Source organism: Bradyrhizobium japonicum USDA 6, assembly GCF_000284375.1.
Lineage (GTDB): Bacteria > Pseudomonadota > Alphaproteobacteria > Rhizobiales > Xanthobacteraceae > Bradyrhizobium > Bradyrhizobium japonicum.
The window spans coordinates 9,045,377-9,064,718 of sequence record NC_017249.1 but is presented as its reverse complement, the minus strand read 5'-3'; the positions used below and the strand labels follow the sequence as shown (position 1 = coordinate 9,064,718).

Annotated in this window: 14 protein-coding genes and 1 pseudogene; 5 read left to right on the top strand and 10 right to left on the bottom strand. The window is 64.8% G+C overall.

What is annotated here, in order from left to right; translation table 11 throughout:
• Positions 1–93 precede the first annotated feature (93 nt).
• The gene (gene lepA / locus BJ6T_RS41700; protein ID WP_028160588.1) at positions 94–1,905 is read right to left on the bottom strand and encodes a translation elongation factor 4; all 1,812 of its coding nucleotides are present in this window, start codon (positions 1,903–1,905) and stop codon (positions 94–96) included.
• A 126-nt stretch (positions 1,906–2,031) separates the two neighbouring features.
• On the opposite strand from lepA, the gene BJ6T_RS41695 reads away from it, so the two are divergent.
• On the top strand, positions 2,032–3,657 hold the full coding sequence (locus BJ6T_RS41695; RefSeq protein ID WP_028170211.1) for a glycosyltransferase family 39 protein: 1,626 nt from the start codon (positions 2,032–2,034) through the stop codon (positions 3,655–3,657).
• A gap of 7 nt (positions 3,658–3,664) precedes the next feature.
• Here BJ6T_RS41695 and BJ6T_RS41690 read toward each other — a convergent pair whose 3' ends face one another.
• From BJ6T_RS41690 to BJ6T_RS41670, 5 genes are all read right to left on the bottom strand, one after another.
• A complete protein-coding gene (locus BJ6T_RS41690; protein WP_014498546.1) occupies positions 3,665–3,982 on the bottom strand; it encodes an HPr family phosphocarrier protein in 318 nt (105 codons plus the stop codon).
• Positions 3,979–4,380: a PTS sugar transporter subunit IIA gene (locus tag BJ6T_RS41685; RefSeq protein WP_007597752.1), complete on the bottom strand. Its 402-nt coding sequence runs from the start codon at positions 4,378–4,380 to the stop codon at positions 3,979–3,981. Before BJ6T_RS41685 ends, BJ6T_RS41690 begins: the two co-directional genes overlap by 4 nt.
• Positions 4,381–4,513: 133 nt before the next feature.
• Entirely contained in the window at positions 4,514–5,038 is a 525-nt protein-coding gene (locus tag BJ6T_RS41680; protein ID WP_014498545.1) for an HPr kinase/phosphorylase, read from the bottom strand.
• Positions 5,035–6,837 carry a sensor histidine kinase gene (locus tag BJ6T_RS41675; protein WP_014498544.1) on the bottom strand — a complete coding sequence of 601 codons (1,803 nt, stop codon included), beginning with the start codon at positions 6,835–6,837 and terminating at the stop codon, positions 5,035–5,037. Before BJ6T_RS41675 ends, BJ6T_RS41680 begins: the two co-directional genes overlap by 4 nt.
• Before the next feature lie 117 nt (positions 6,838–6,954).
• The gene (locus BJ6T_RS41670; protein WP_008542552.1) at positions 6,955–7,656 is read right to left on the bottom strand and encodes a response regulator transcription factor; all 702 of its coding nucleotides are present in this window, start codon (positions 7,654–7,656) and stop codon (positions 6,955–6,957) included.
• Between the two features lie 246 nt (positions 7,657–7,902).
• On the opposite strand from BJ6T_RS41670, the pseudogene BJ6T_RS41665 reads away from it, so the two are divergent.
• From BJ6T_RS41665 to BJ6T_RS41655, 3 genes and pseudogenes are all read left to right on the top strand, one after another.
• Positions 7,903–8,631: pseudogene (locus BJ6T_RS41665) on the top strand (HugZ family pyridoxamine 5'-phosphate oxidase); the annotation flags it as partial.
• A 77-nt stretch (positions 8,632–8,708) separates the two neighbouring features.
• Positions 8,709–11,300, top strand: coding sequence for a CHAT domain-containing tetratricopeptide repeat protein (locus BJ6T_RS41660; protein WP_028170209.1), 2,592 nt, complete (start codon positions 8,709–8,711; stop codon positions 11,298–11,300).
• A 283-nt stretch (positions 11,301–11,583) separates the two neighbouring features.
• Entirely contained in the window at positions 11,584–13,200 is a 1,617-nt protein-coding gene (locus BJ6T_RS41655; RefSeq protein ID WP_014498541.1) for a phosphoenolpyruvate carboxykinase, read from the top strand.
• Positions 13,201–13,323: 123 nt separating this feature from the next.
• On the opposite strand, the gene BJ6T_RS41650 is transcribed toward BJ6T_RS41655, so the two are convergent.
• Together BJ6T_RS41650 and BJ6T_RS41645 are read right to left on the bottom strand one after the other, a co-directional pair.
• Complete coding sequence (locus BJ6T_RS41650) at positions 13,324–14,139, bottom strand: acyl-CoA thioesterase (RefSeq protein WP_014498540.1); 816 nt, start codon at positions 14,137–14,139, stop codon at positions 13,324–13,326.
• Between the two features lie 94 nt (positions 14,140–14,233).
• Positions 14,234–16,750 (bottom strand): glycogen/starch/alpha-glucan phosphorylase, encoded by a 2,517-nt coding sequence (locus BJ6T_RS41645; protein WP_014498539.1) that lies wholly within the window; start codon positions 16,748–16,750, stop codon positions 14,234–14,236.
• Positions 16,751–16,956: 206 nt separating this feature from the next.
• Between BJ6T_RS41645 and BJ6T_RS41640 the strand changes: the two genes are divergently transcribed.
• Positions 16,957–17,190: a hypothetical protein gene (locus BJ6T_RS41640; RefSeq protein WP_014498538.1), complete on the top strand. Its 234-nt coding sequence runs from the start codon at positions 16,957–16,959 to the stop codon at positions 17,188–17,190.
• A gap of 27 nt (positions 17,191–17,217) precedes the next feature.
• On the opposite strand, the gene BJ6T_RS41635 is transcribed toward BJ6T_RS41640, so the two are convergent.
• Complete coding sequence (locus BJ6T_RS41635; protein ID WP_014498537.1) at positions 17,218–17,784, bottom strand: PAN domain-containing protein; 567 nt, start codon at positions 17,782–17,784, stop codon at positions 17,218–17,220.
• A 112-nt stretch (positions 17,785–17,896) separates the two neighbouring features.
• Positions 17,897–19,267, bottom strand: coding sequence for a glutamate--cysteine ligase (locus BJ6T_RS41630; protein ID WP_014498536.1), 1,371 nt, complete (start codon positions 19,265–19,267; stop codon positions 17,897–17,899).
• Positions 19,268–19,342: the final 75 nt, after the last annotated feature.

Genomic DNA, 19,342 nt, shown 5'->3' with positions numbered 1-19,342 from the left:
TGGGGTTGTTTTCGCGAATTTTGTTTTGCCGGCCTCCGACATGTCGGGCCGGGCCCCAATCCAGTCAGGTCCGGAGCGGCCTGAGCATTCGCCTCAGCTATCGACCTTCAGGGCGGCAATGAAGGCTTCCTGCGGGATGTCGACCTTGCCGAACTGCCGCATCTTCTTCTTGCCTTCCTTCTGCTTCTCCAGAAGTTTCCGCTTACGCGTGATGTCGCCGCCGTAGCACTTCGCGGTGACGTCCTTGCGCAGCGCGCGCACCGTCTCGCGGGCGATCACCTTGCCGCCGATCGCCGCCTGGATCGGGATCTGGAACATGTGCGGCGGGATCAGCTCCTTCATCTTCTCGACCATGGCGCGGCCGCGCCCCTCCGCGCGGGTGCGATGCACCAGCATCGACAGCGCGTCGACCGGCTCGTTGTTGACCAGGATCTGCATCTTGACGAGATCGGCCACCTTGTAGTCGGTCAGGTGATAGTCGAACGAGGCGTAGCCCTTGGAGACCGATTTCAGGCGGTCGTAGAAGTCGAACACGACTTCGTTGAGCGGCAGGTCGTACTTCACCATGGCGCGCGAGCCGACATAGGTCAGCTCCTTCTGCGCGCCGCGGCGGTCCTGGCACAGTTTCAACACGCTGCCGAGATATTCGTCGGGAGTGAGGATGGTGGCCTCGATCCAGGGCTCCTCGATATCGGCGATCTTGACCACGTCGGGCATGTCGACGGGATTGTGGATCGAGATCTCCTGGCCGTCGGTCAGGTGCATCTTGTAGATCACGCTTGGCGCGGTCGCGATCAGGTTGAGGTCGAACTCGCGCGACAGCCGCTCCTGGATGATCTCGAGGTGCAACAGCCCGAGGAAGCCGCAGCGGAAGCCGAAGCCCAGCGCAGCCGAGGTTTCCATCTCGTAGGAGAAGCTCGCGTCGTTGAGGCGCAACTTGCCCATCGCCCCGCGCAGCGTTTCGAAGTCATTGGCGTCGGCCGGGAACAGGCCGCAGAACACCACCGGGATCGCCGGCTTGAAGCCCGGCAGCATTTCGGTGACCGGCTTCCTGTCGTCGGTGATGGTGTCGCCGACGCGGGTGTCGGCGACTTCCTTGATCGCCGCGGTGATGAAGCCGATCTCGCCGGGGCCGAGCTCGTCGACCTGCTCCATCTTCGGGGTGAAGAAGCCGACGCGCTCGACGTCATAGGCCGCGCCTGTGCCCATCATGCGGATGCGCTGGTTCTTCTTCATGACGCCGTCGACGACGCGGATCAGCACGACCACGCCGAGATAGACGTCGTACCAGCTGTCGACCAGCAGCGCCTTCAAGGTCGCGTCGCGGTCGCCCTTCGGCGGCGGCAGGCGGGTGACAATGGCTTCCAGCACGTCGGGGACGCCGAGGCCGGTCTTGGCCGAGATCATCACGGCGTCGGAGGCATCGATGCCGATGACGTCCTCGATCTGCTGCTTGATCTTCTCGGGTTCGGCCGCGGGAAGGTCGACTTTGTTCAGGACCGGGACGATCTCGTGGTTGTTGTCGAGCGCCTGGTAGACGTTGGCAAGCGTCTGCGCTTCGACGCCCTGGCTGGCATCGACCACCAGCAGGGAACCCTCGCAGGCCGCCAGCGACCGCGAGACTTCGTAGGCGAAGTCGACATGGCCGGGCGTGTCCATCAGGTTGAAGATGTAGTCCTTGCCGTCCTTGGCGCGGTAGGCGAGGCGGACCGTCTGCGCCTTGATGGTGATGCCGCGCTCGCGCTCGATGTCCATGGAATCGAGCACCTGCTCCTTGCCCGCCATTTCGCGGTCGGTGAGGCCACCGGTCATCTGGATCAGCCGGTCGGCCAGCGTCGACTTGCCATGGTCGATATGGGCGACGATGGAGAAATTGCGGATGTTGGAAATGGGGACGGTCGTCATGGGCGCGGGATACCACTCACATCCCCGTGCGGCAACCATATTGCTGTATTTTCAGGGCCTTTCTTCACGCCAAGCTGATTCCACGAGGCCCCAAAACGCGCTACGCAACGGCCCATGTCCAGGCTCATGTCCACGACCTCGATCCCCTCCGCCCGAACACGCGCAAAAGCCCGGGTGAGCTTTAACCGCTTCCGGGCCTGGCTGGTTGCCTGCGCGATCCGGCCCGAAGCGCGGCTCTGGCTGGTGATCCAGCTCGCCATCCTGCATGCGGTGATCTGGACCTTCATCCTGATCAATCTCAAGGCAGCGCAGGACGTTCACATGGACGTCGCAGAGGCCTATGGCTGGGGCCAGCAATTCCTGTGGGGCTACGGCAAGCACCCGCCGCTGTCGGGCTGGGTCGCGGGCCTCTGGTTCAGGGTGTTCCCGGCGGCGGACTGGGCGACCTATGCGCTGGCGATGGCGACCGTCGGCGTCGGCATGGTGATCTGCTGGCTGCTTGCATTGCGCGTCGTGGACGCGCGGCGCGCGTTCCTGGTCGTGGTGATGATCGCGCTCTACCCGATCTTCAATTTCAAGGGCTTCAAGTACAACGCCGACCTGCTCCAGCTCGTCACGCTGCCGCTGCTGGTGCTCGCTTATCTCAACGCCTTCGAGAAACGGACCTGGCAGTCCGGCATCTGGCTCGGGCTCGCCGGCGCGCTGGCGCTGATGACCAAATATTGGGTGCTGACCATGATCGGCGCCATCGGCCTTGCTGCGCTGATCCATCCCGACCGGCTGCGATTCCTGCTGTCGCCGGCGCCGTGGGTGGCGATCGCGACGATGGTGGTGGCGATGATCCCGCATTTCGTCTGGCTTGCGGGCGTGCATTTCGTGCCGCTGACCTATGCCGGCGATACCTACAGCCTCGATGACAGCCGCCAGGTCCATCAGCTCGTGGCGGGCTACGCCCTGCATAATTTGGCGCTGCTGGCGCTGCCGGTGGCGCTGGCCGCGCTCGCAATGGCGCTGGTGCCGCATTGGTTCACGCTGCTGCTGCGCGCACCGTTACGCATCGTCACGCGCGCCTGGGGGCGCGGCGCCAATCCCGGCGTCAATGTCTCGCAGGCGCGGAACGTCTGGATCATCCAGATCATCGTCGCGGTCGGCCCGCCGCTCGGCGCGCTGGCCTTCAGCATCTACATGAAGACCGATTGGGGCATCTCGCTGTTCTTCCTGGTGCCCTTGGCGCTGGTCGCGATTCCGGCGCTGCGGGTGCAGAGCGCGGCCCTGTTCAATATCGCCGCGATCTGGCTCGTGCTCAGCGTCGCGACGCTCGCAGCCTCGCCCTGGATCGCCGCGCGCGAGATGGCGGCCAATGCCGGCAACGCACAGATCTACGGCGCGCGCTCGGAGCTCGCGCGCGAATTGACCCAGGCCTGGCACACCCGCTTCGGCTCGCGCTGGGCCGTCGTTGCCGGCACGATGGAACAGATCCAGCCGCTGGTGTTCTACAGCCCCGATCATCCGGCCGCGTTGATGCCGTTAGAGGCCTGGGATTCCGGGCTGACGTCGCGCGAGGACGCCAGGAAGTATGGCTTCATCGGCGTGTTCGATCCGACCGATGGCCGCCTGCCGGCGTTCGAGAAATGGGTCTCGGAGATCGCGCCGAACGCCGAGCGCATCGTGATGACGACGCGCCGCTTCACCCACGGCAAGGCCGGCCCGGCGATGAGCTGGAATATCTACATCGCGCCGCCGGCGAAGTGAGCGAGGATTAAATCCCTTCCTCGTTGAACTTGCTTTCAACGAGCTCGGTGATTGCCGCGAGCGCGGCTTCCGCTTCGGTGCCGGCGGCGGCGACCGTGATCGTCGTGCCGGGACCCGCGGCCAGCATCATCAGGCCCATGATCGAGGTGCCGCCGACGGTCTCGCCGCCGCGCGTCACCCAAACCTGCGCGTCGAAGCGCTCCACCGCCTGGACGAACTTCGCGGAGGCCCGCGCATGCAGGCCGCGCTTGTTGATGATCAGGAGCTCCTTAGAGATCGCGCCCGCGGGCACGCCGGTCCCGGCTTGCGGCGCGTCGTCGCTCATTTGCCGGCGAGCACGCGGCTGGCAATGGTGACGTATTTGCGGCCCGCTTCCTGGGCCATCGCGATCGCGTCGGGCAGCGGACGCTCCTCGCGCACCTTGGCAAGCTTCACCAGCATGGGAAGGTTGATTCCCGCGAGCACTTCGACCTTCGGCCGGCTCATGCAGGATATTGCAAGGTTGGACGGCGTGCCGCCGAACATGTCGGTGAGGATCGCGACGCCGTCGCCGGAATCGACGCGGTTGACCGCCTCGATGATGTCGCTTCGGCAGAGATCGGAATCATCTTCTGCACCGATCGTGATCGCTTCGATTTGCTTTTGTGGGCCCATGACATGCTCAAGCGCTGCCTTGAATTCGTCGGCAAGGCGCCCGTGGGTCACAAGTACTAGACCAATCATCGGAAAACTCCTCGCGGGCGCTTTTGGTGCACCGCACGAACGCGCCACTTTGACCATCCAGAGCCCCCGCGCAAGAGGGGATGTTGCGTATCTCCCTGAATCTAGACGGATGGATGAGGGGAGGTGCGCCGGTCTATTCGGTCGCGATAGTGGGGTTCATATGGTTACCATTTCCCTTCAAACAATCGCCTGAAGGGTTAACGGAAGATGAACTCTTGGTAGTGGTCAAGGCCGCAACAACCAAAGGGAGGGGCGAATAGTCGCGCCCGACGGGGATTCGCGGTATTTCGACACCGAAAATGCTTGTTTTCAGCGATTCCGCCGCAGGCAGGCGTTCCGCATCGTCGGCGTCCAGATCGACCACGAGGCCGACGGTCGCATGCTCCACGAAGTCGCAGCGGCGGATTCCCAGTCCCCGGATCTCGATCAGGCCGGCCAGCAGCGGCGCGGGGCGGACTTCAATTTCCTCGCCGACTGTCGCCAGATGGACACGGTCATCGCCGACCAGAACGGCCCTTTCGACCACGCCGGCGCGTCCCGCCATGATCAAATCAAAGGCAAGGCGCGACTTGCCGGAGCCTGAGGGTCCGCGGATCAGCACCGCCAGAGTCCCGACCTTGACGGCGGAGGCGTGAACGCTGGGGCCGCCGTCGCTCATAGCGCCGGCAGCCTCACCACGAAACGCGCGCCCGTAACCGTAGGCGCTCCGTCCTCGTCCGCCGGGCCCGGGCGGTTCTCGGCCCAGATGCGTCCGCCATGGGCATCGACGATCTGCTTGGAGATCGACAGGCCGAGGCCGGAGTTCTGGCCAAAGCCCTGGTGCGGACGGTCGGTGTAGAAGCGCTCGAAGATGCGCTCCAGCGCGTCGTCGCGGATGCCGGGACCGTCGTCGTCGACCACGATCTCGATCTCGGAGCGGACGCGGCGGCAGGTGAGACGCACCTTGCTGCCGGGCTCGGAGAACGACTGCGCGTTGGAGAGCAGGTTGGAGACCACCTGCCCGAGCCGCGAATCGTGGCCGGTCACGGAGAACGTGTCGTTCGCGCCGCGGCCCTCGAAGCGCGTTTCGACCGCGACGTCATGGCCGAGCTTGGTTTCATTGGCGACGGATACCAGCGTCGTCAGCAGACGGCGGAGATCGACCCGGACCGCATCCTGGCGCTGCAATTCGGCGTCGAGGCGGCTGGCGTCGGAGATGTCGGAGATGAGGCGGTCGAGCCGCTTGACGTCATGCTCGATCACCTCGAGCAGGCGCGCGCGGCTGGTCTCGTTGCGCGCCAGCGGCAGCGTCTCGACCGCGGAGCGCAGCGAGGTCAGCGGGTTCTTCAGTTCATGCGCGACATCGGCGGCGAACATCTCGATCGCCTCGATGCGGCTGTAGAGCGCGCTGGTCATGTCGCGCAGCGCGCCGGAAAGGTGGCCGATTTCGTCGCGGCGCCGGGTGAAGTCCGGAATCTCGATGCGGGCCTTGATGCGGCGGCGGACGCGCTCGGCGCTGTCGGCGAGCCGGCGCACCGGGCCTGCGATCGTGCTGGCGAGCAGCAGCGACAGCATGATCATGACCGCGGCAGCGACGCCGCCGACCTTCAGGATCGCCAGGCGCTCGGCGGTGACCATCTGGTCGATGTCGTCACCCTGCGTCGACAGCATCAGGGCGCCGTGGATGGCGCGCGAGCGCAGCACGGGGACTGCGACGGAGACGATCACCTCGCCGCGCGAATTGACCCGCACCATCGAACGCTTCTGGCCCTGGAGCGCGTCGCTCACTTCCGCGTAGCCATTGCCGTTCTCGCGCCCAAGCTCGCGATACAGCGGCAGGTCACCGCGGTTGATCCAGAGCCGTATCGAGGTCAGGCCGCGCTCGATCACGCCGGGCTTCTGCGATGGCGGCGGCAACGGGAAGATCAGCACGTTCTCGAGGTCGCGGCTGTCGAGCAGCACTGTCCCGTTGGGATCGAATATCCGCGCCCGGGTCTTGGTCGGCGAGATCAGCGTGCGCAGCACGGGTGCGACGCGCTCCGGGCTGATCGGGAAGTTCAGCGCCGAATAATCGTCGGATTCACCGTAGCTGTCGCCGAGTTTCAGATCGAGCAGGCGGTCAGGATCGACCGTGATCGCGTTGGTCTGCACGGTCGCCGACGCTCCGATGGCACCGGCGATGATCTCGGCCTGCACCAGTAGGCTCTGCGCACGCGCGTCGATCAGGCCGGCGCGGAACTGCGAGAGATAGAGAATGCTCGCGACCAGCGCGACGAGGCCGGCGAGGTTGAGCGAGACGATGCGGCGGGTCAGGCTCGAGAAGGAGAGCGCGAAGAAATACTGACCGGCGCGGGTCAGCCAGGACAGCGGCCGCCAGCCTTGCGCGGCCGGCTTGTCGTCGGCGACGTGCTCAAGAACGCCGTCGGGCGCGACATCCCCGGCGTTCTGGTTCTCGTCAGGCTGCGTTCGGTCAAGCAATGCTTACGCCCGCGTTAGGACATCTCGTGCGAAGGGTCCCCGCATCCTAGAGCCATCCCGGTCCCGATGGAACGAGGACCAGCGATGCTCTCAGTCTTTCGTGAAGGCGCGTGCCCCTCAGGCTTCCTTGAAGCGGTAGCCGACGCCGTAGAGCGTCTCGATCATTTCGAACTCGTTGTCGACCACCTTGAACTTCTTGCGCAGCCGCTTGATGTGGCTGTCGATGGTGCGGTCGTCGACATAGACCTGGTCGTCATAGGCGGCGTCCATCAGCGCGTTGCGGCTCTTCACCACGCCGGGCCGGGTCGCCAGCGCCTGGAGGATCAGGAATTCGGTGACGGTCAGCGTCACCGGCTCGTTCTTCCAGGTGCAGGTGTGCCGTTCGGGGTCCATGCGTAGCAGGCCGCGGTCGAGCGCCTTGGCATCGTTCTCCTTCGGCGCGACGGTCGGGTCCTTCGGCGCCGAGCGGCGCAGCACGGCCTTGACGCGCTCGACCAGCAGGCGCTGCGAGAACGGTTTGCGGATGAAGTCGTCGGCGCCCATCTTGAGGCCGAACAGTTCGTCGATCTCTTCGTCCTTGGAGGTCAGGAAGATCACCGGCAGGTCGGATTTCTGCCTGAGACGGCGCAGCGTCTCCATGCCGTCCATGCGCGGCATCTTGATGTCGAGGATGGCAAGATCGGGCTGGGTGGTGCGGAAACCGTCGAGCGCGGAGGCGCCGTCGGTGTAAGTCATGATGCGGTAGCCTTCCGCCTCCAGCGCGATCGAGACGGATGTGAGAATGTTGCGGTCATCGTCGACCAAAGCGATTGTGGGCATGAGCCTCTGCTTTCTGCTTTCCGTTTGGGTCGTGGCTTGAAACGGCGAGCAATCCACTGATGCGCCGCATACATGGGTGCCGAAGTCGGCGGTCGAACCTTGTCACCGAGCAATGCAAGCTGGGCTGAAGTGTGACCAAGTTCCACGAAGCGCGGCAGATTCGCCGCGTTTCGACCCATAACCTGACCCCCGTTTACCCGAAAAAAGACCTCTCTTGCAACCACCTGACCCGAGAAAGCCGATGCACCCGACCCCGATTTCGACCCCGGAAAGCTCGCCAAATCGCTGCTCAGGCGCTCGCGCCAGGGGGCGCTGGCAACGCTGATGGCCGGCAGCGGCGCTCCATACTGCTCCCTGGTCAATCTGGCGAGCCACCCCGACGGCTCGCCGATCCTGCTGATCTCGGGCCTGGCCGTGCACACCAGGAACATCCTGGCGGATCACCGGGTCTCCCTGATGCTGGACGAACGCGTGGCCGGCGATCCGCTGGAAGGCGCCCGAATCATGCTGTCCGGCCGGGCGGAACAGGCCGATGCCGACAAGGATCTGCTCCAGCGGCGGTATCTCAATGCCCATCCGTCCGCCGAAGCGTTTGTTTCGTTTAAGGATTTCTCGTTCTTCAGAATCCGGCCCACGGGAACCCATCTGGTCGCCGGCTTCGGCCGCATCGTCGATCTCAAGCCCGAACAGTTCCTGACGGACCTTACCGGTGCCGAGGATCTGCTGGCGGCGGAGGAGGGGGCGGTCGCGCACATGAATGCCGACCACCGCGACGCCATGGGCCTCTATGCAACAAAACTCCTCGGCGCGGCGGAGGGCGACTGGCGCTGCACCGGCTGCGACCCCGAGGGCCTCGACATGCAGGATGGCCAGACTGCGCTGCGGCTGGACTTCCCGGAGCGGGTGACTGACGGCACGGCGCTGCGCAAGATGCTGGTCCGCCTTGCTGGCGAAGCGCGCGCGAAGGTGGACTAGCGCGCAACGATTTGAACGCTGCCCCCATCGCTGCGACCCAAGACCGTAATGGTTCGAAGTCGGCAGCGAGAGGGTTCATGATACGCCGTCGTTTGACGCTGGTTGCGGGTTTGGCGCTCGCGATCACCGCATCGCTTGCCACGCCCTGCTTTGCCCAGAAAGGTCTCGCCGCGGAGAGCGCACGGATCAACGCACTCCGAAGCGCCGGCAAATATTCGGAGGCGCTGCCGCTGGCGCAGGCCATGGTGGCGTCTCTCGAGAAGACCACCAACAATCGTGATCTCGCGGGCGCGCTCAGCAACCTCGCGCAGATCTACGCCGACCAGGGCCACGACGACCAGGCCGAGCCGCTCTACAAGCGTGCCATCGCACTGATGGAGAAGGGGACCGGTCTCGACAGCGTCGAGATCGCACCGGTGCTGAACAACCTCGCCGCGCTCTATCAGCGGCAGAGCCGCTTTGCAGAGGCCGAGCCGCTGTTCAAGCGTGCGCTCGCCGTTCGCGAGAAGGCGCTGTCGCGCGAGCATCCCGACGTTGGTCAGTCCCTCAACAATCTCGCCACATACTATGTGAAGCAGCAGCGTCAGGCCGAAGCCGAGCCGTTGTTTCAACGCGCGCTCGCGATCTACCAGAAGGCCGGTGGTCCCGAGCATCCGGCGGTCGCGACGCTCCTGAACAATCTCGGCCAGCTCGACCGCGACCTCAACCGCGATGCGGAGGCCGAGGCGCCGATCAGGCGCTCGCTCGCGATCCGCGAAAAGGTGCTGGGACCGGACCATCCCGACGTCGCGCGCTCGCTGAACAATCTCGCCGGTCTCTACGAGCACCAGCGGCGCTATGCTGATGCGGAGCCGCTCTATCGCCGTGCGCTGTCGATCCGCGAACGTGCGCTCGGTCCCGATCATCCGGACGTTACGACCTCGACCAGCAATCTCGCTTATTTCCTCTACGTCTCCGGGCGGAACGCCGACGCGCTGCCGCTCGCGGAAAAGACGCTTGCGACCAATCGCGCGCAGCTGCGCGTCGTGCTGCCGGTTCTGTTCGCCGCGCGACAGCAACATCTGCTGGCTGACGACAAGGCGCTGGACGAGGCGCTCGCCGCGATCCAGCGCGGCACGCAATCCTCCGCCGCATCCGCCGTGAACAAGCTGGCCGTGCGCCTTGCCGCCGGCAGCGACCGGCTGGCCGAGCTGGTGCGCCGGGACCAGGATCTTGCGGCCGAGTCCGAGGCGCTCGACAAGGCGATCATCGACGCGGTGTCGAAGCAATCGGCCCAGCGCGACGTCGCGGCCGAGCAGCGCAGCCGGGTGCGGATCGCGGCGATAGCGAACGAGCGCACGGGCCTGCAGAAGACGCTCGCGGTCGAGTTCCCCGAGTACGCGTCGCTCTCCAATCCCCTGCCGCTGGCGGTCAAGGATATCCAGCCTTTGCTGTCACCCGACGAAGCGATGGTGCTGTACTCCGTCGTCGACAAGCAAAGCTATGCCGTCGCGATCACGCGCGAAGGCGTCGACTGGAAGGAGATTCCGCTCGGCGCGGACGCGCTGACGCAGAAGGTGACTGCCTTCCGCAAGGGGCTCGATGTCGGCAAGGCGCGCGATGCCTCCGGCAAATCAGGCTTGTTCGATCTCGGGCTCGCCAACGAGCTCTATGTCGCGCTGCTCGGCCCGGTCGAAGCGCTGACGAAGGACAAGCGCAACCTGCTGGTGGTGCCGTCGGCTGCGCTGACGGCGTTGCCGTTTCATCTGCTCGTCACAGAGACGCCGCAAGCTGCGATCCCGGACACGCTCGAAGGCTATCGTAGCGCCGCATGGCTGTTACGGCGTCAGGCGGTGTCGGTGCTGCCCTCGGTGGTCAGCCTGAAATCGCTGCGTGCCGTCGCACGTCGGGAGCAGGGCGTGAAGCCGATGACCGGCTTTGGCGATCCCGTGTTCAATCCTGCGCTGGAAGGGCCGGCCGATCGTCGAGCGGCAAGCGGCAAGGTCGCTGCACGCAACATTGCAACAATTGCCTATAGCGATTTTTGGCGCGGTGCCGGCGTCGATCGCGCGCGGCTTGCGCAGGCGCTGCCGCAACTGCCGGATACCGCGGACGAGTTGAACGCGGTGGCAAAGGATGTCGGCGCAGCTGAAGCCGACATCCATCTCGGCCGCGATGCCAGCGAAACGACGCTGAAGCGTGCAGCGCTTGCTCAATACAGCATCATCTACTTTGCCACCCACGGTCTCGTCGCCGGCGATGTCAAGGGATTGGGCGAGCCCTCGCTTGCGCTCTCGATTCCCGATCGGCCGACGGAGCTGGATGACGGCTTGCTCACGGCAAGTGAAGTCGCTCAGCTCAAGCTCAACGCGGATTGGGTCGTGCTGTCGGCCTGCAACACCATCGCCGGCGACAAGCCCGGTGCCGAGGCCCTGTCGGGACTGGCGCGCTCGTTCTTCTACGCGGGTGCACGCGCGCTGCTGGTCTCGCATTGGGCGGTGGATTCGGAAGCTGCCACCCGCTTGACCACGTCGACTTTCGAACTGCTCAAGAACGAACCAAAAATCGGCCGTGCCGAAGCCTTGCGCCGCGCGATGTTGACGTACGTCGATGACACCTCGTCACCGCGCAACGCCTATCCCGCGATGTGGGGGCCGTTCGCGCTCATCGGCCAAGGCGAGGTACGATAGGGCGGTCCTGCGATTGTGCGTCGCAATAACCACAGGAAACGCCGAATTGCGCATTTGGTTGCGCGATCATTCGTGATTTTTTGATGCACCCGCACAGGGCTGACATGCGCGACGTTTGGCGCGGTCCTTGAATAAACCAAATCCTGCGGGATCGGCTTGGCAACGCCAGCGTTCACCATTATTACGTCGTTCAACCGAGGCCGGACGGCCTGTAATTCACGGTGACCGCGATGGCGCCAAAGCTTGGTCGCGCTGAGTGTCGCGGGTTCTAGGAGGATTTTTCGTGCAAGAGACGGGCGTGCGCAACGGTGCCTTCGGTGCCGACAAGTTCGGCTTAAAGAATCTCAAACAGGTTCACTGGAACCTCGGCGCGCCGCAACTCTATCAATACTCGCTTTCCGCGGGCGAGGCGGTGCTGTCGGCGGACGGCTCGCTTTGCGCCGACACCGGCGAGTTCACCGGTCGCAGCCCGAAGGACAAGTTCACGGTGCGTGACGCCACCACCGACAAGAAGATGTGGTGGGCGGGCAACCAGTCGATCACCGCCGAACAGTTCGAGACGCTCTACCAGGACTTCCTCAAGCACGCTGAAGGCAAGAGCCTGTTCGCGCAGGACCTCTATGGCGGCGCCGATCCGGCCTACCGGATCAAGACCCGCGTGTTCACCGAGCTCGCCTGGCACTCGCTGTTCATCCGCACTCTGCTGATTCGCCCCGAGGCGGTCGAACTGCCGAGCTTCACGCCGGAGCTGACCATCATCGACATGCCGAGCTTCCGCGCCGATCCCAAGCGCCACGGCTGCAAGTCGGAGAACGTCGTCGCGATCGATTTCGCCCGCAAGATCGTCCTGATCGGCGGGTCTTATTATGCCGGCGAGATGAAGAAGTCGGTCTTCACCACGCTGAACTACTATCTGCCCGAGCGTGGCGTGATGCCGATGCACTGCTCGGCCAATGTCGGCGCCAATGGCGACACCGCGATCTTCTTCGGGCTGTCAGGCACCGGCAAGACCACGCTGTCGGCCGATCCGAACCGCACGCTGATCGGCGACGACGAGCATGGCTGGGGCCCGAACGGCGTCTTCAACTTCGAGGGCGGCTGCTACGCCAAGTGCATCAAGCTCTCGCAGGAAGCCGAGCCGGAGATCTACGCGGCGTCGACGCGCTTCGGCGCGGTGCTCGAGAACTGCGTGCTCGACGAGGACACCCGAATCGTCGATTTCGACGACGGCTCCAAGACCGAGAACACGCGCTCCGCGTACCCGCTCGACTTCATCCCGAACGCTTCGCGCACCGGCCGCGCGCCGCAGCCGAAGAACGTGGTGATGCTCGCCGCCGACGCCTTCGGCGTGCTGCCGCCGATCGCAAAGCTCTCGCCGGCGCAGGCGATGTATCACTTCCTGTCCGGCTACACCGCCAAGGTCGCCGGCACCGAGCGCGGTCTCGGCAACGAGCCGCAGCCGGAATTCTCCACCTGCTTCGGTTCGCCCTTCCTGCCGCTCGACCCGAGCGTCTATGGCAACATGCTGCGCGACCTCATCGCCCAGCACAATGTCGATTGCTGGCTGGTCAACACCGGCTGGACCGGCGGCAAGTATGGCACCGGCTCGCGCATGCCGATCAAGGTGACGCGCGCGCTGCTTACCGCCGCGCTCGACGGCTCGCTTCGCAACGTCGAATTCCGCACTGACAAATATTTCGGCTTTGCGGTCCCGACCGCGCTGCCGGGCGTGCCGGCCGAGATCCTGAACCCGGTGAACACCTGGAAGGACAAGGACGAGTTCGACAAGACCGCCCGCGCGCTGGTCGGCATGTTCCAGAAGAACTTTGCCAAGTTCGAAGCCCAGGTCGACGCCGAAGTCCGCGCGGCCGCGCCGGACGTGAAGCTCGCGGCGGAGTAATCTCTCGCATCATTCGAAATGCAAAAGGGCGGCCGCGAGGCCGCCCTTTTTGTTTGTGGCGAGTAGCGCGAACCTCACACTCGGTGTCGTCCCCGAAGGCGGGGACGACACCGGAGCGAGATATCAGGCCTTGAAATACGCAATCTGTGTGGTGGTCGCGAGCAGCCTGCCGTTCGGCGACCACAGCTCGGCGTTCTGATCGGCATAGCTCTTGTGCATGATCTTCGAATCGGCCGTCGCGAGCACGCGCGTGATGTCCTCGGCGGCGAGCTCTTCGCTGTCGGTGTGAAAATACGTCGTCAGCGACACCGTGCCGAACGGCACCAACTCGCGCCGCGCGTGGAAGATGCGGCCGAAGAAGGCGTCCGACATCGACATCAGCGACAGCATGTCGAGCTTGCGCGGCGTGCGGTCGCCGATCCAGAGCTTGGAATAGGTGCCAGCGAGCTCGGTCTGCGGTGGGCCGATCCGCATCTCGCCCTCGACGAAGCGGAATTCATACTGGTTGGCCCAGGACGCCGCGATTTTCGGGAAGGGCAGCGTCTGCTCGAACGGCTTCGCGTCCGGATATTGCGCCACCCTGTGCTCCCAGGACGGCCGGCGCTCGGCGAACACGGCGGTGGCGAGCGTCGCGACCTCGCCGCCGCCCTGCGACAGTTCGACGCTCCAATGTTGGCTGGAGCGATTGGCCTTCACCAGCCGCACGTCGAGATCGAACGGCCCCTTCGCGATCGGCGCGCAGTAATTGACGGTCAGCGCCAGAGGATCGCCGGCGCGCTGCGGATGGTCGATCAGCGCACGCAGGATGGTCGCGGCCGTGGCGCCGCCGAACGGGCCGACAAAGGCCCAGTAATCGTCGCTGGTGTGTCCCTGCCAGCTGGAGTCGCCGGCGCTGATGCGGGTGGCGTCGTCGAAGGGATGCGGAAGCTTGGCGTGCATTGTCTGATCCGGCTTTCAATGACGGACGTCATACCACGTCCGCCGCCGGCTTGTGCAATTACCTCTGGGATAGTCGATTTCGCGTCGTGGAAAATCAGCCTGCGACGTCGCGCAGATCCGGCAGCAGCGGCGTGGTCGGATTGACCGGCACGTTCCAGATCTCCTCGGCATATTCGCGGATGGTGCGGTCCGAGGAGAACCATGCCATGCGCGCGACATTGAGGATGGAGGCGCGCGTCCAGGCCGGCGCCACCTGCCAGCGCGCGTCGACGCTGCGCTGCGCTTCGTAATAGGAATCGAAATCGGCGCTGACCATGTAGTGGTCGAGATAGCGAAGCGCGTGCGCGATGGATTCGAAGCGGCCGGGATCGCCGGGCGAGAACTCGCCGGTGCCGATCGCATTGATGGCGCGCTGGAGCTTTGGCGAATTGCGGATCACGTCGGAGGCATCCAGCCCCTGCTTGCGGCGGATCATCACGTCGCCGGCCTCCATGCCGAAGATCGCGATGTTCTCCGCGCCGACATGGTCGCGGATCTCGATATTGGCGCCGTCGAGCGTGCCGATGGTGAGGGCGCCGTTCAGTGACAGCTTCATGTTGCCGGTGCCGGAGGCCTCCATGCCGGCGGTCGAGATCTGCTCGGACAGGTCGGCCGCGGGAATGATCACCTCCGCAAGGCTGACATTGTAGTCCGGCAGGAAGACGACCTTGAGCTTGCCGCCGATCGAGGGATCGTTGTTGACGACCTCCGCGACGTCGTTGACCAGCTTGATGATCAGTTTTGCGTATCGGTAGCTCGCCGCCGCCTTGCCGGCGAAGATCTTGACCCGCGGCACCCAGTTGCCGTTGGGATCGTCCTTCATCGCCTGGTACAGCGCCACCGTCTCGATGATGTTGAGGAGCTGGCGCTTGTATTCGTGAATGCGCTTGATCTGCACGTCGAACAGCGCGGTCGGATCGACCTTGATGCCGAGCCGCTCGCCGATCAGGCGCGCCAGCGCGGTCTTGTTGTGAAGCTTGACGCTGCGGAACTTCTTCTGGAATTCGACGTCGCTGGCGCGGGCTTCGATCAGCGAGAGCTGTGTCGGATCGTCGAGCACGGCTTCGCCGCAGGTCTCGCGCAAGAGGTCGGTCAGCTTTGGGTTCGCCAGCATCAGCCAGCGGCGGAAGGTGATGCCGTTGGTCTTGTTGGTGATGCGGCCGGGATAGAGATGGTTGAGATCGTGGAACACGGTCTCGCGCATCAGGTCCGAATGCATCGCCGAGACGCCGTTGATGCGGTGCGAGCCGACGAAGGCGAGCTGGCCCATGCGCACACGGCGTCCGCTCCTCTCGTCGATCAGCGAGACCGAGGCGCGGAAATCGATGTCGCCCGGCGCGCGCGCTTCGGCCAGCGCGAGATGCTGCACGTTGATGCGGTAGATGATCTCGAGATGGCGCGGCAACAGCCGCTCGAACAGCTCGACCGGCCAGGTCTCCAGCGCCTCGGGCAACAGCGTGTGGTTGGTGTAGGACAGCGTTGCGACCGTGATCTTCCAGGCCTCGTCCCAGCGGAAATTGTGCAGGTCGACCAGGATGCGCATCAGCTCGGTGACGGCGAGGCTCGGATGCGTGTCGTTGAGCTGGACCGCGACCTTCATCGCGAGGCTGCGAAGCTGGCCGTCCGAGGTCAGGTGCCGATTGACCAGGTCCTGCAGCGAGGCGGAGACGAAGAAATACTCCTGGCGCAGCCGCAGCTCGCGGCCCGCCGGGCTTTCGTCGTTCGGATAAAGGAATTTGCAGATCGCTTCCGCGCGCGACTGCTCGGCGCTGGCGCTGACATAGTCGCCCTTGTTGAAGGCGTCGAGCTTCAACGGATCGGGCGAGCGTGCCGACCACAGGCGGAGCGCGTTGACGTGCTGGCCGCGCCAGCCGACGATCGGGGTGTCATAGGCGATCGCCTGCACGGTCTCGGCCGGATGCCAGATCGCGCGGTCGCGGCCCTTGTCGTCGACATGCTCGATGCCACCGCCGAAATGGACGTGATAGATCACCTCGGGCCGCTGCAATTCCCAGGGATTGCCGAAGCTCAGCCATTCGTCCGGATATTCCTGCTGCCAGCCCTGATTGATGATCTGGCGGAACAGGCCGTAATCGTAGCGGATGCCGTAGCCGATCGCGGGGATCGAGAGTGTGGCCATGCTCTCCATGAAGCAGGCGGCGAGCCGCCCCAGGCCGCCATTGCCGAGCGCGGCATCCGGCTCGCATTTGCGGAGCTCAGGCAGCGATACGCCGAGATCGCCGAGCGCGACCTCGAAGATCTTGAGCAGCCCCATGTTGTTCAGCGCGTCGGTGAAGAGACGGCCGATCAGGAATTCGAGCGAGAGATAATAGACGCGCTTGCGTCCCGCATCGTAGCTGTGCTTCTCGGCCGTGAGCCAGCGATGCACGATGCGGTCGCGCAGCGCGAGCGCTGCGGCCTGGTACCAGTCGTGCTTGGTCGCCATGCCCGCATCCTTGCCGATGGCAAGGCGCAGCTTCGCCAGGATCGCGCCCTTGACGTCAGCCAGCGCGAGTTCGTCGATGGGCTGGCCGGAGGCCGGCAAACTTGGCTGGAACGATTGATCTTGCAAGGCCGTCACTTCCTGGTCGCGAGAACACCACTAACTCTACGCGTCTTGCCCCTGCACCGGAACCATCGCTGGCGCGGCCGTGCACTGCGCTGGCGTAAATTTATGCAAGGAACGGGCCGATTTGGGAGCCCGGAAGCGTACGGAGAGCTGCCGATTCGGTGCTAGATTGGGGGCAGATTCAGCCATCAGTGTGGAGGAAACGCCCCATGAGACTGCTGATCGAAATCGCCGCCGCGGCCTTGCTCGTCGTCTGCATCACTGCCTCCAGTGCCGCCTTTGCCGCCGGCAAGACGGGCCGCGGTGCCGACGGCCAGAGCTGCGGCTTCAGCGTTCCGGAAAATGCGTCTCCCGCAGTGCGTTGCGCTGCCATCAAGCGCCAATGCGGCGGCAAGTTCTACGCGAATGCGTGCGGGGACAGGCTGGTGTCGGCGGCGAATTGAGGAGCGGGTCGCTGAATTCGCCGCGCGCTATCGGACCACGCCCGACGTGAAGCCCGCCTTGCGGCGCGGCGGCTTGATTTCCTTTTTCAGGAAGCAGCGCGCTTCACGTCCGGTGTAGCCGGGACGGGAATAGGTGAAGGCGCGGCACTTGTTGTCGGCGATGCAGGCGGCCTTGCAGGCCTCTTCGCCTTCGCCGTCCTTGATCTCGAAATTGCGCAAGTCGCCGCCGGGGCGGTCGATCGACGTTTCAACGCCTTCGATCCGCGGCTCGATCACGCCGGCGCCACGCACGCCGGAGATGCAGCAGCTGCCCGGGACGCGCGGCGGCACCGTGTTCTTGAGCCAGCACACCGCCGAGCCGCCTTCGACGTCGGGATAGCTGAAGCTCCAGGAGCGGCAGCGGCGGTCGCGCTCGCAGAGCAGCGCACAATCCTCGGGGTCACCTGACGTCACCGGCGAGCTGAAATAGTCACCGCCGGGCCGGTCGAACGCGGTCTGGGCGCGCGCAGGCACGCTCGCAAACACGAGCAAAAGCAACGTGGCGCAGGCCACGACGTTTGCCATGACGGCCCCACGCAGGCGGCCCTTCCCCATCGGAACAGCTTTCGAGTTATTGACGGCGCTCAGGTTTTTTCAGCCGGTCATTTGATCGCCGCAAACCTGTATGGGCGATGAACGGCTCAGGTCCTGGTCGTCGGCCTCTGGCCTAGAACGCGTATTCCGCGTAGGCCGGTTCCACGGAGCCGTTCCAGGCGCCGTTGAACTTCTCCAACATCTCCTCGGCCGGGGTCCGGCCGGAATCGATGATGCGATCGAGCGGCTCCAGATGCCGGGTTTCGTCGCGGCCGAGCTGGTCGATCCGGCCGCGGCGGCGCAGGCCTGCATGGGCCAGAACGAGGCATTCCTTGGCGACCTCGAACAGATAGCGGTCCTTGATCCGCGCCTTGAAGCCGAACCGCGGCACGTCGTCGCGCAGGGCCTGGCGCTCATGCGCGGTCCAGTGCTTCACGAGGTCCCATGCGGCATCGAGCGACACATCGTCGTAGAGCAGCCCGGCCCAGAACGCCGACAGCGCCGGCAGGCGGCCCCACGGGCCACCATCGGAGCCGCGCATCTCGAGATAGCGCTTGAGGCGCACCTCCGGGAAGATCGTCGAAAGATGATTGGCCCAGTCCGACAGTGTCGGACGTTCTCCGGGCAGATTGTTGTTGCGGCCGTCGAAGAAGGCGCGGAACGAGGAGCCCGAGACGTCGATGTAATCCTCGTCGCGCTTGACGAAATACATGGGCACGTCGAGCGCGTAGTCGACATAGCGCTCGAAACCCATGCCGTCCTCGAATGCCCACGGCATCATGCCCGAGCGCGCATTGTCGGTGTCGCGCCAGATCTCGGAGCGGAACGACAGGAAGCCGTTCGGCTTGCCCTCGGTGAACGGCGAATTGGCAAACAGCGCGGTCGCGACCGGCTGCAGCGCGAGCGAGACGCGCAGCTTCTTGACCATGTCGGCTTCGGAGGAGAAGTCGAGATTGGTCTGCACCGTGCAGGTCCGGTACATCATGTCGAGGCCGTATTGGCCGACCTTCGGCATGTAATTGGTCATGATCTTGTAGCGGCCCTTGGGCATCACCGGGATGTCGGCGCGCGACCAGGACGGCGTCATGCCGAGCCCGAGGAAGCCGATGCCGAGCGGGGTCGCAATCTCGCGCACCTGCGCCAGATGCGCCATCAGCTCGCTCTGGGTCTGATGCACGTTCTCGACCGGCGCGCCGGAGAGCTCGAACTGTCCGCCGGGCTCGAGCGAGATCGCGCCGCCGCCGGTGACGTCGTAGAGGCCGATGATGTTGCCCTTCTCCATGATCGGCTCCCAGCCGAGCAGGAGCTTCATGCCTTCGAGCAGCGCGCCGATGCCCCGCGCGCCCTCGTAAGGCACCGGACGGTGGCCTTCGAGCGTGAACGGCGTCTTCTCGTGCTCGGTGCCCATACGGAATTCGGACGGGTCCTTGCAGCCGGCCTCGAACCACGCGACGAGCTCGTCGCGCGACTGCAGCGGCGTCATATCGATCTGGTCTCGCGCCATATCAAACTCTAATCAAAAAGGGCGCTTCGATCGAAGGCGCGCGGGTGACGGGGTGGTCCGTGAACCCAGGGGGTG

What these genes read in the sequence shown, in the direction of transcription:
- lepA (WP_028160588.1), bottom strand. Translation starts at nt 1,905, where the DNA reads ATGACGACCGTCCCCATTTCCAACATCCGCAATTTCTCCATCGTCGCC.
- BJ6T_RS41695 (WP_028170211.1), top strand. Translation starts at nt 2,032, where the DNA reads ATGTCCACGACCTCGATCCCCTCCGCCCGAACACGCGCAAAAGCCCGG.
- BJ6T_RS41690 (WP_014498546.1), bottom strand. Translation starts at nt 3,982, where the DNA reads ATGAGCGACGACGCGCCGCAAGCCGGGACCGGCGTGCCCGCGGGCGCG.
- BJ6T_RS41685 (WP_007597752.1), bottom strand. Translation starts at nt 4,380, where the DNA reads ATGATTGGTCTAGTACTTGTGACCCACGGGCGCCTTGCCGACGAATTC.
- BJ6T_RS41680 (WP_014498545.1), bottom strand. Translation starts at nt 5,038, where the DNA reads ATGAGCGACGGCGGCCCCAGCGTTCACGCCTCCGCCGTCAAGGTCGGG.
- BJ6T_RS41670 (WP_008542552.1), bottom strand. Translation starts at nt 7,656, where the DNA reads ATGCCCACAATCGCTTTGGTCGACGATGACCGCAACATTCTCACATCC.
- BJ6T_RS41660 (WP_028170209.1), top strand. Translation starts at nt 8,709, where the DNA reads ATGATACGCCGTCGTTTGACGCTGGTTGCGGGTTTGGCGCTCGCGATC.
- BJ6T_RS41650 (WP_014498540.1), bottom strand. Translation starts at nt 14,139, where the DNA reads ATGCACGCCAAGCTTCCGCATCCCTTCGACGACGCCACCCGCATCAGC.
- BJ6T_RS41640 (WP_014498538.1), top strand. Translation starts at nt 16,957, where the DNA reads ATGAGACTGCTGATCGAAATCGCCGCCGCGGCCTTGCTCGTCGTCTGC.
- BJ6T_RS41635 (WP_014498537.1), bottom strand. Translation starts at nt 17,784, where the DNA reads ATGGGGAAGGGCCGCCTGCGTGGGGCCGTCATGGCAAACGTCGTGGCC.
- BJ6T_RS41630 (WP_014498536.1), bottom strand. Translation starts at nt 19,267, where the DNA reads ATGGCGCGAGACCAGATCGATATGACGCCGCTGCAGTCGCGCGACGAG.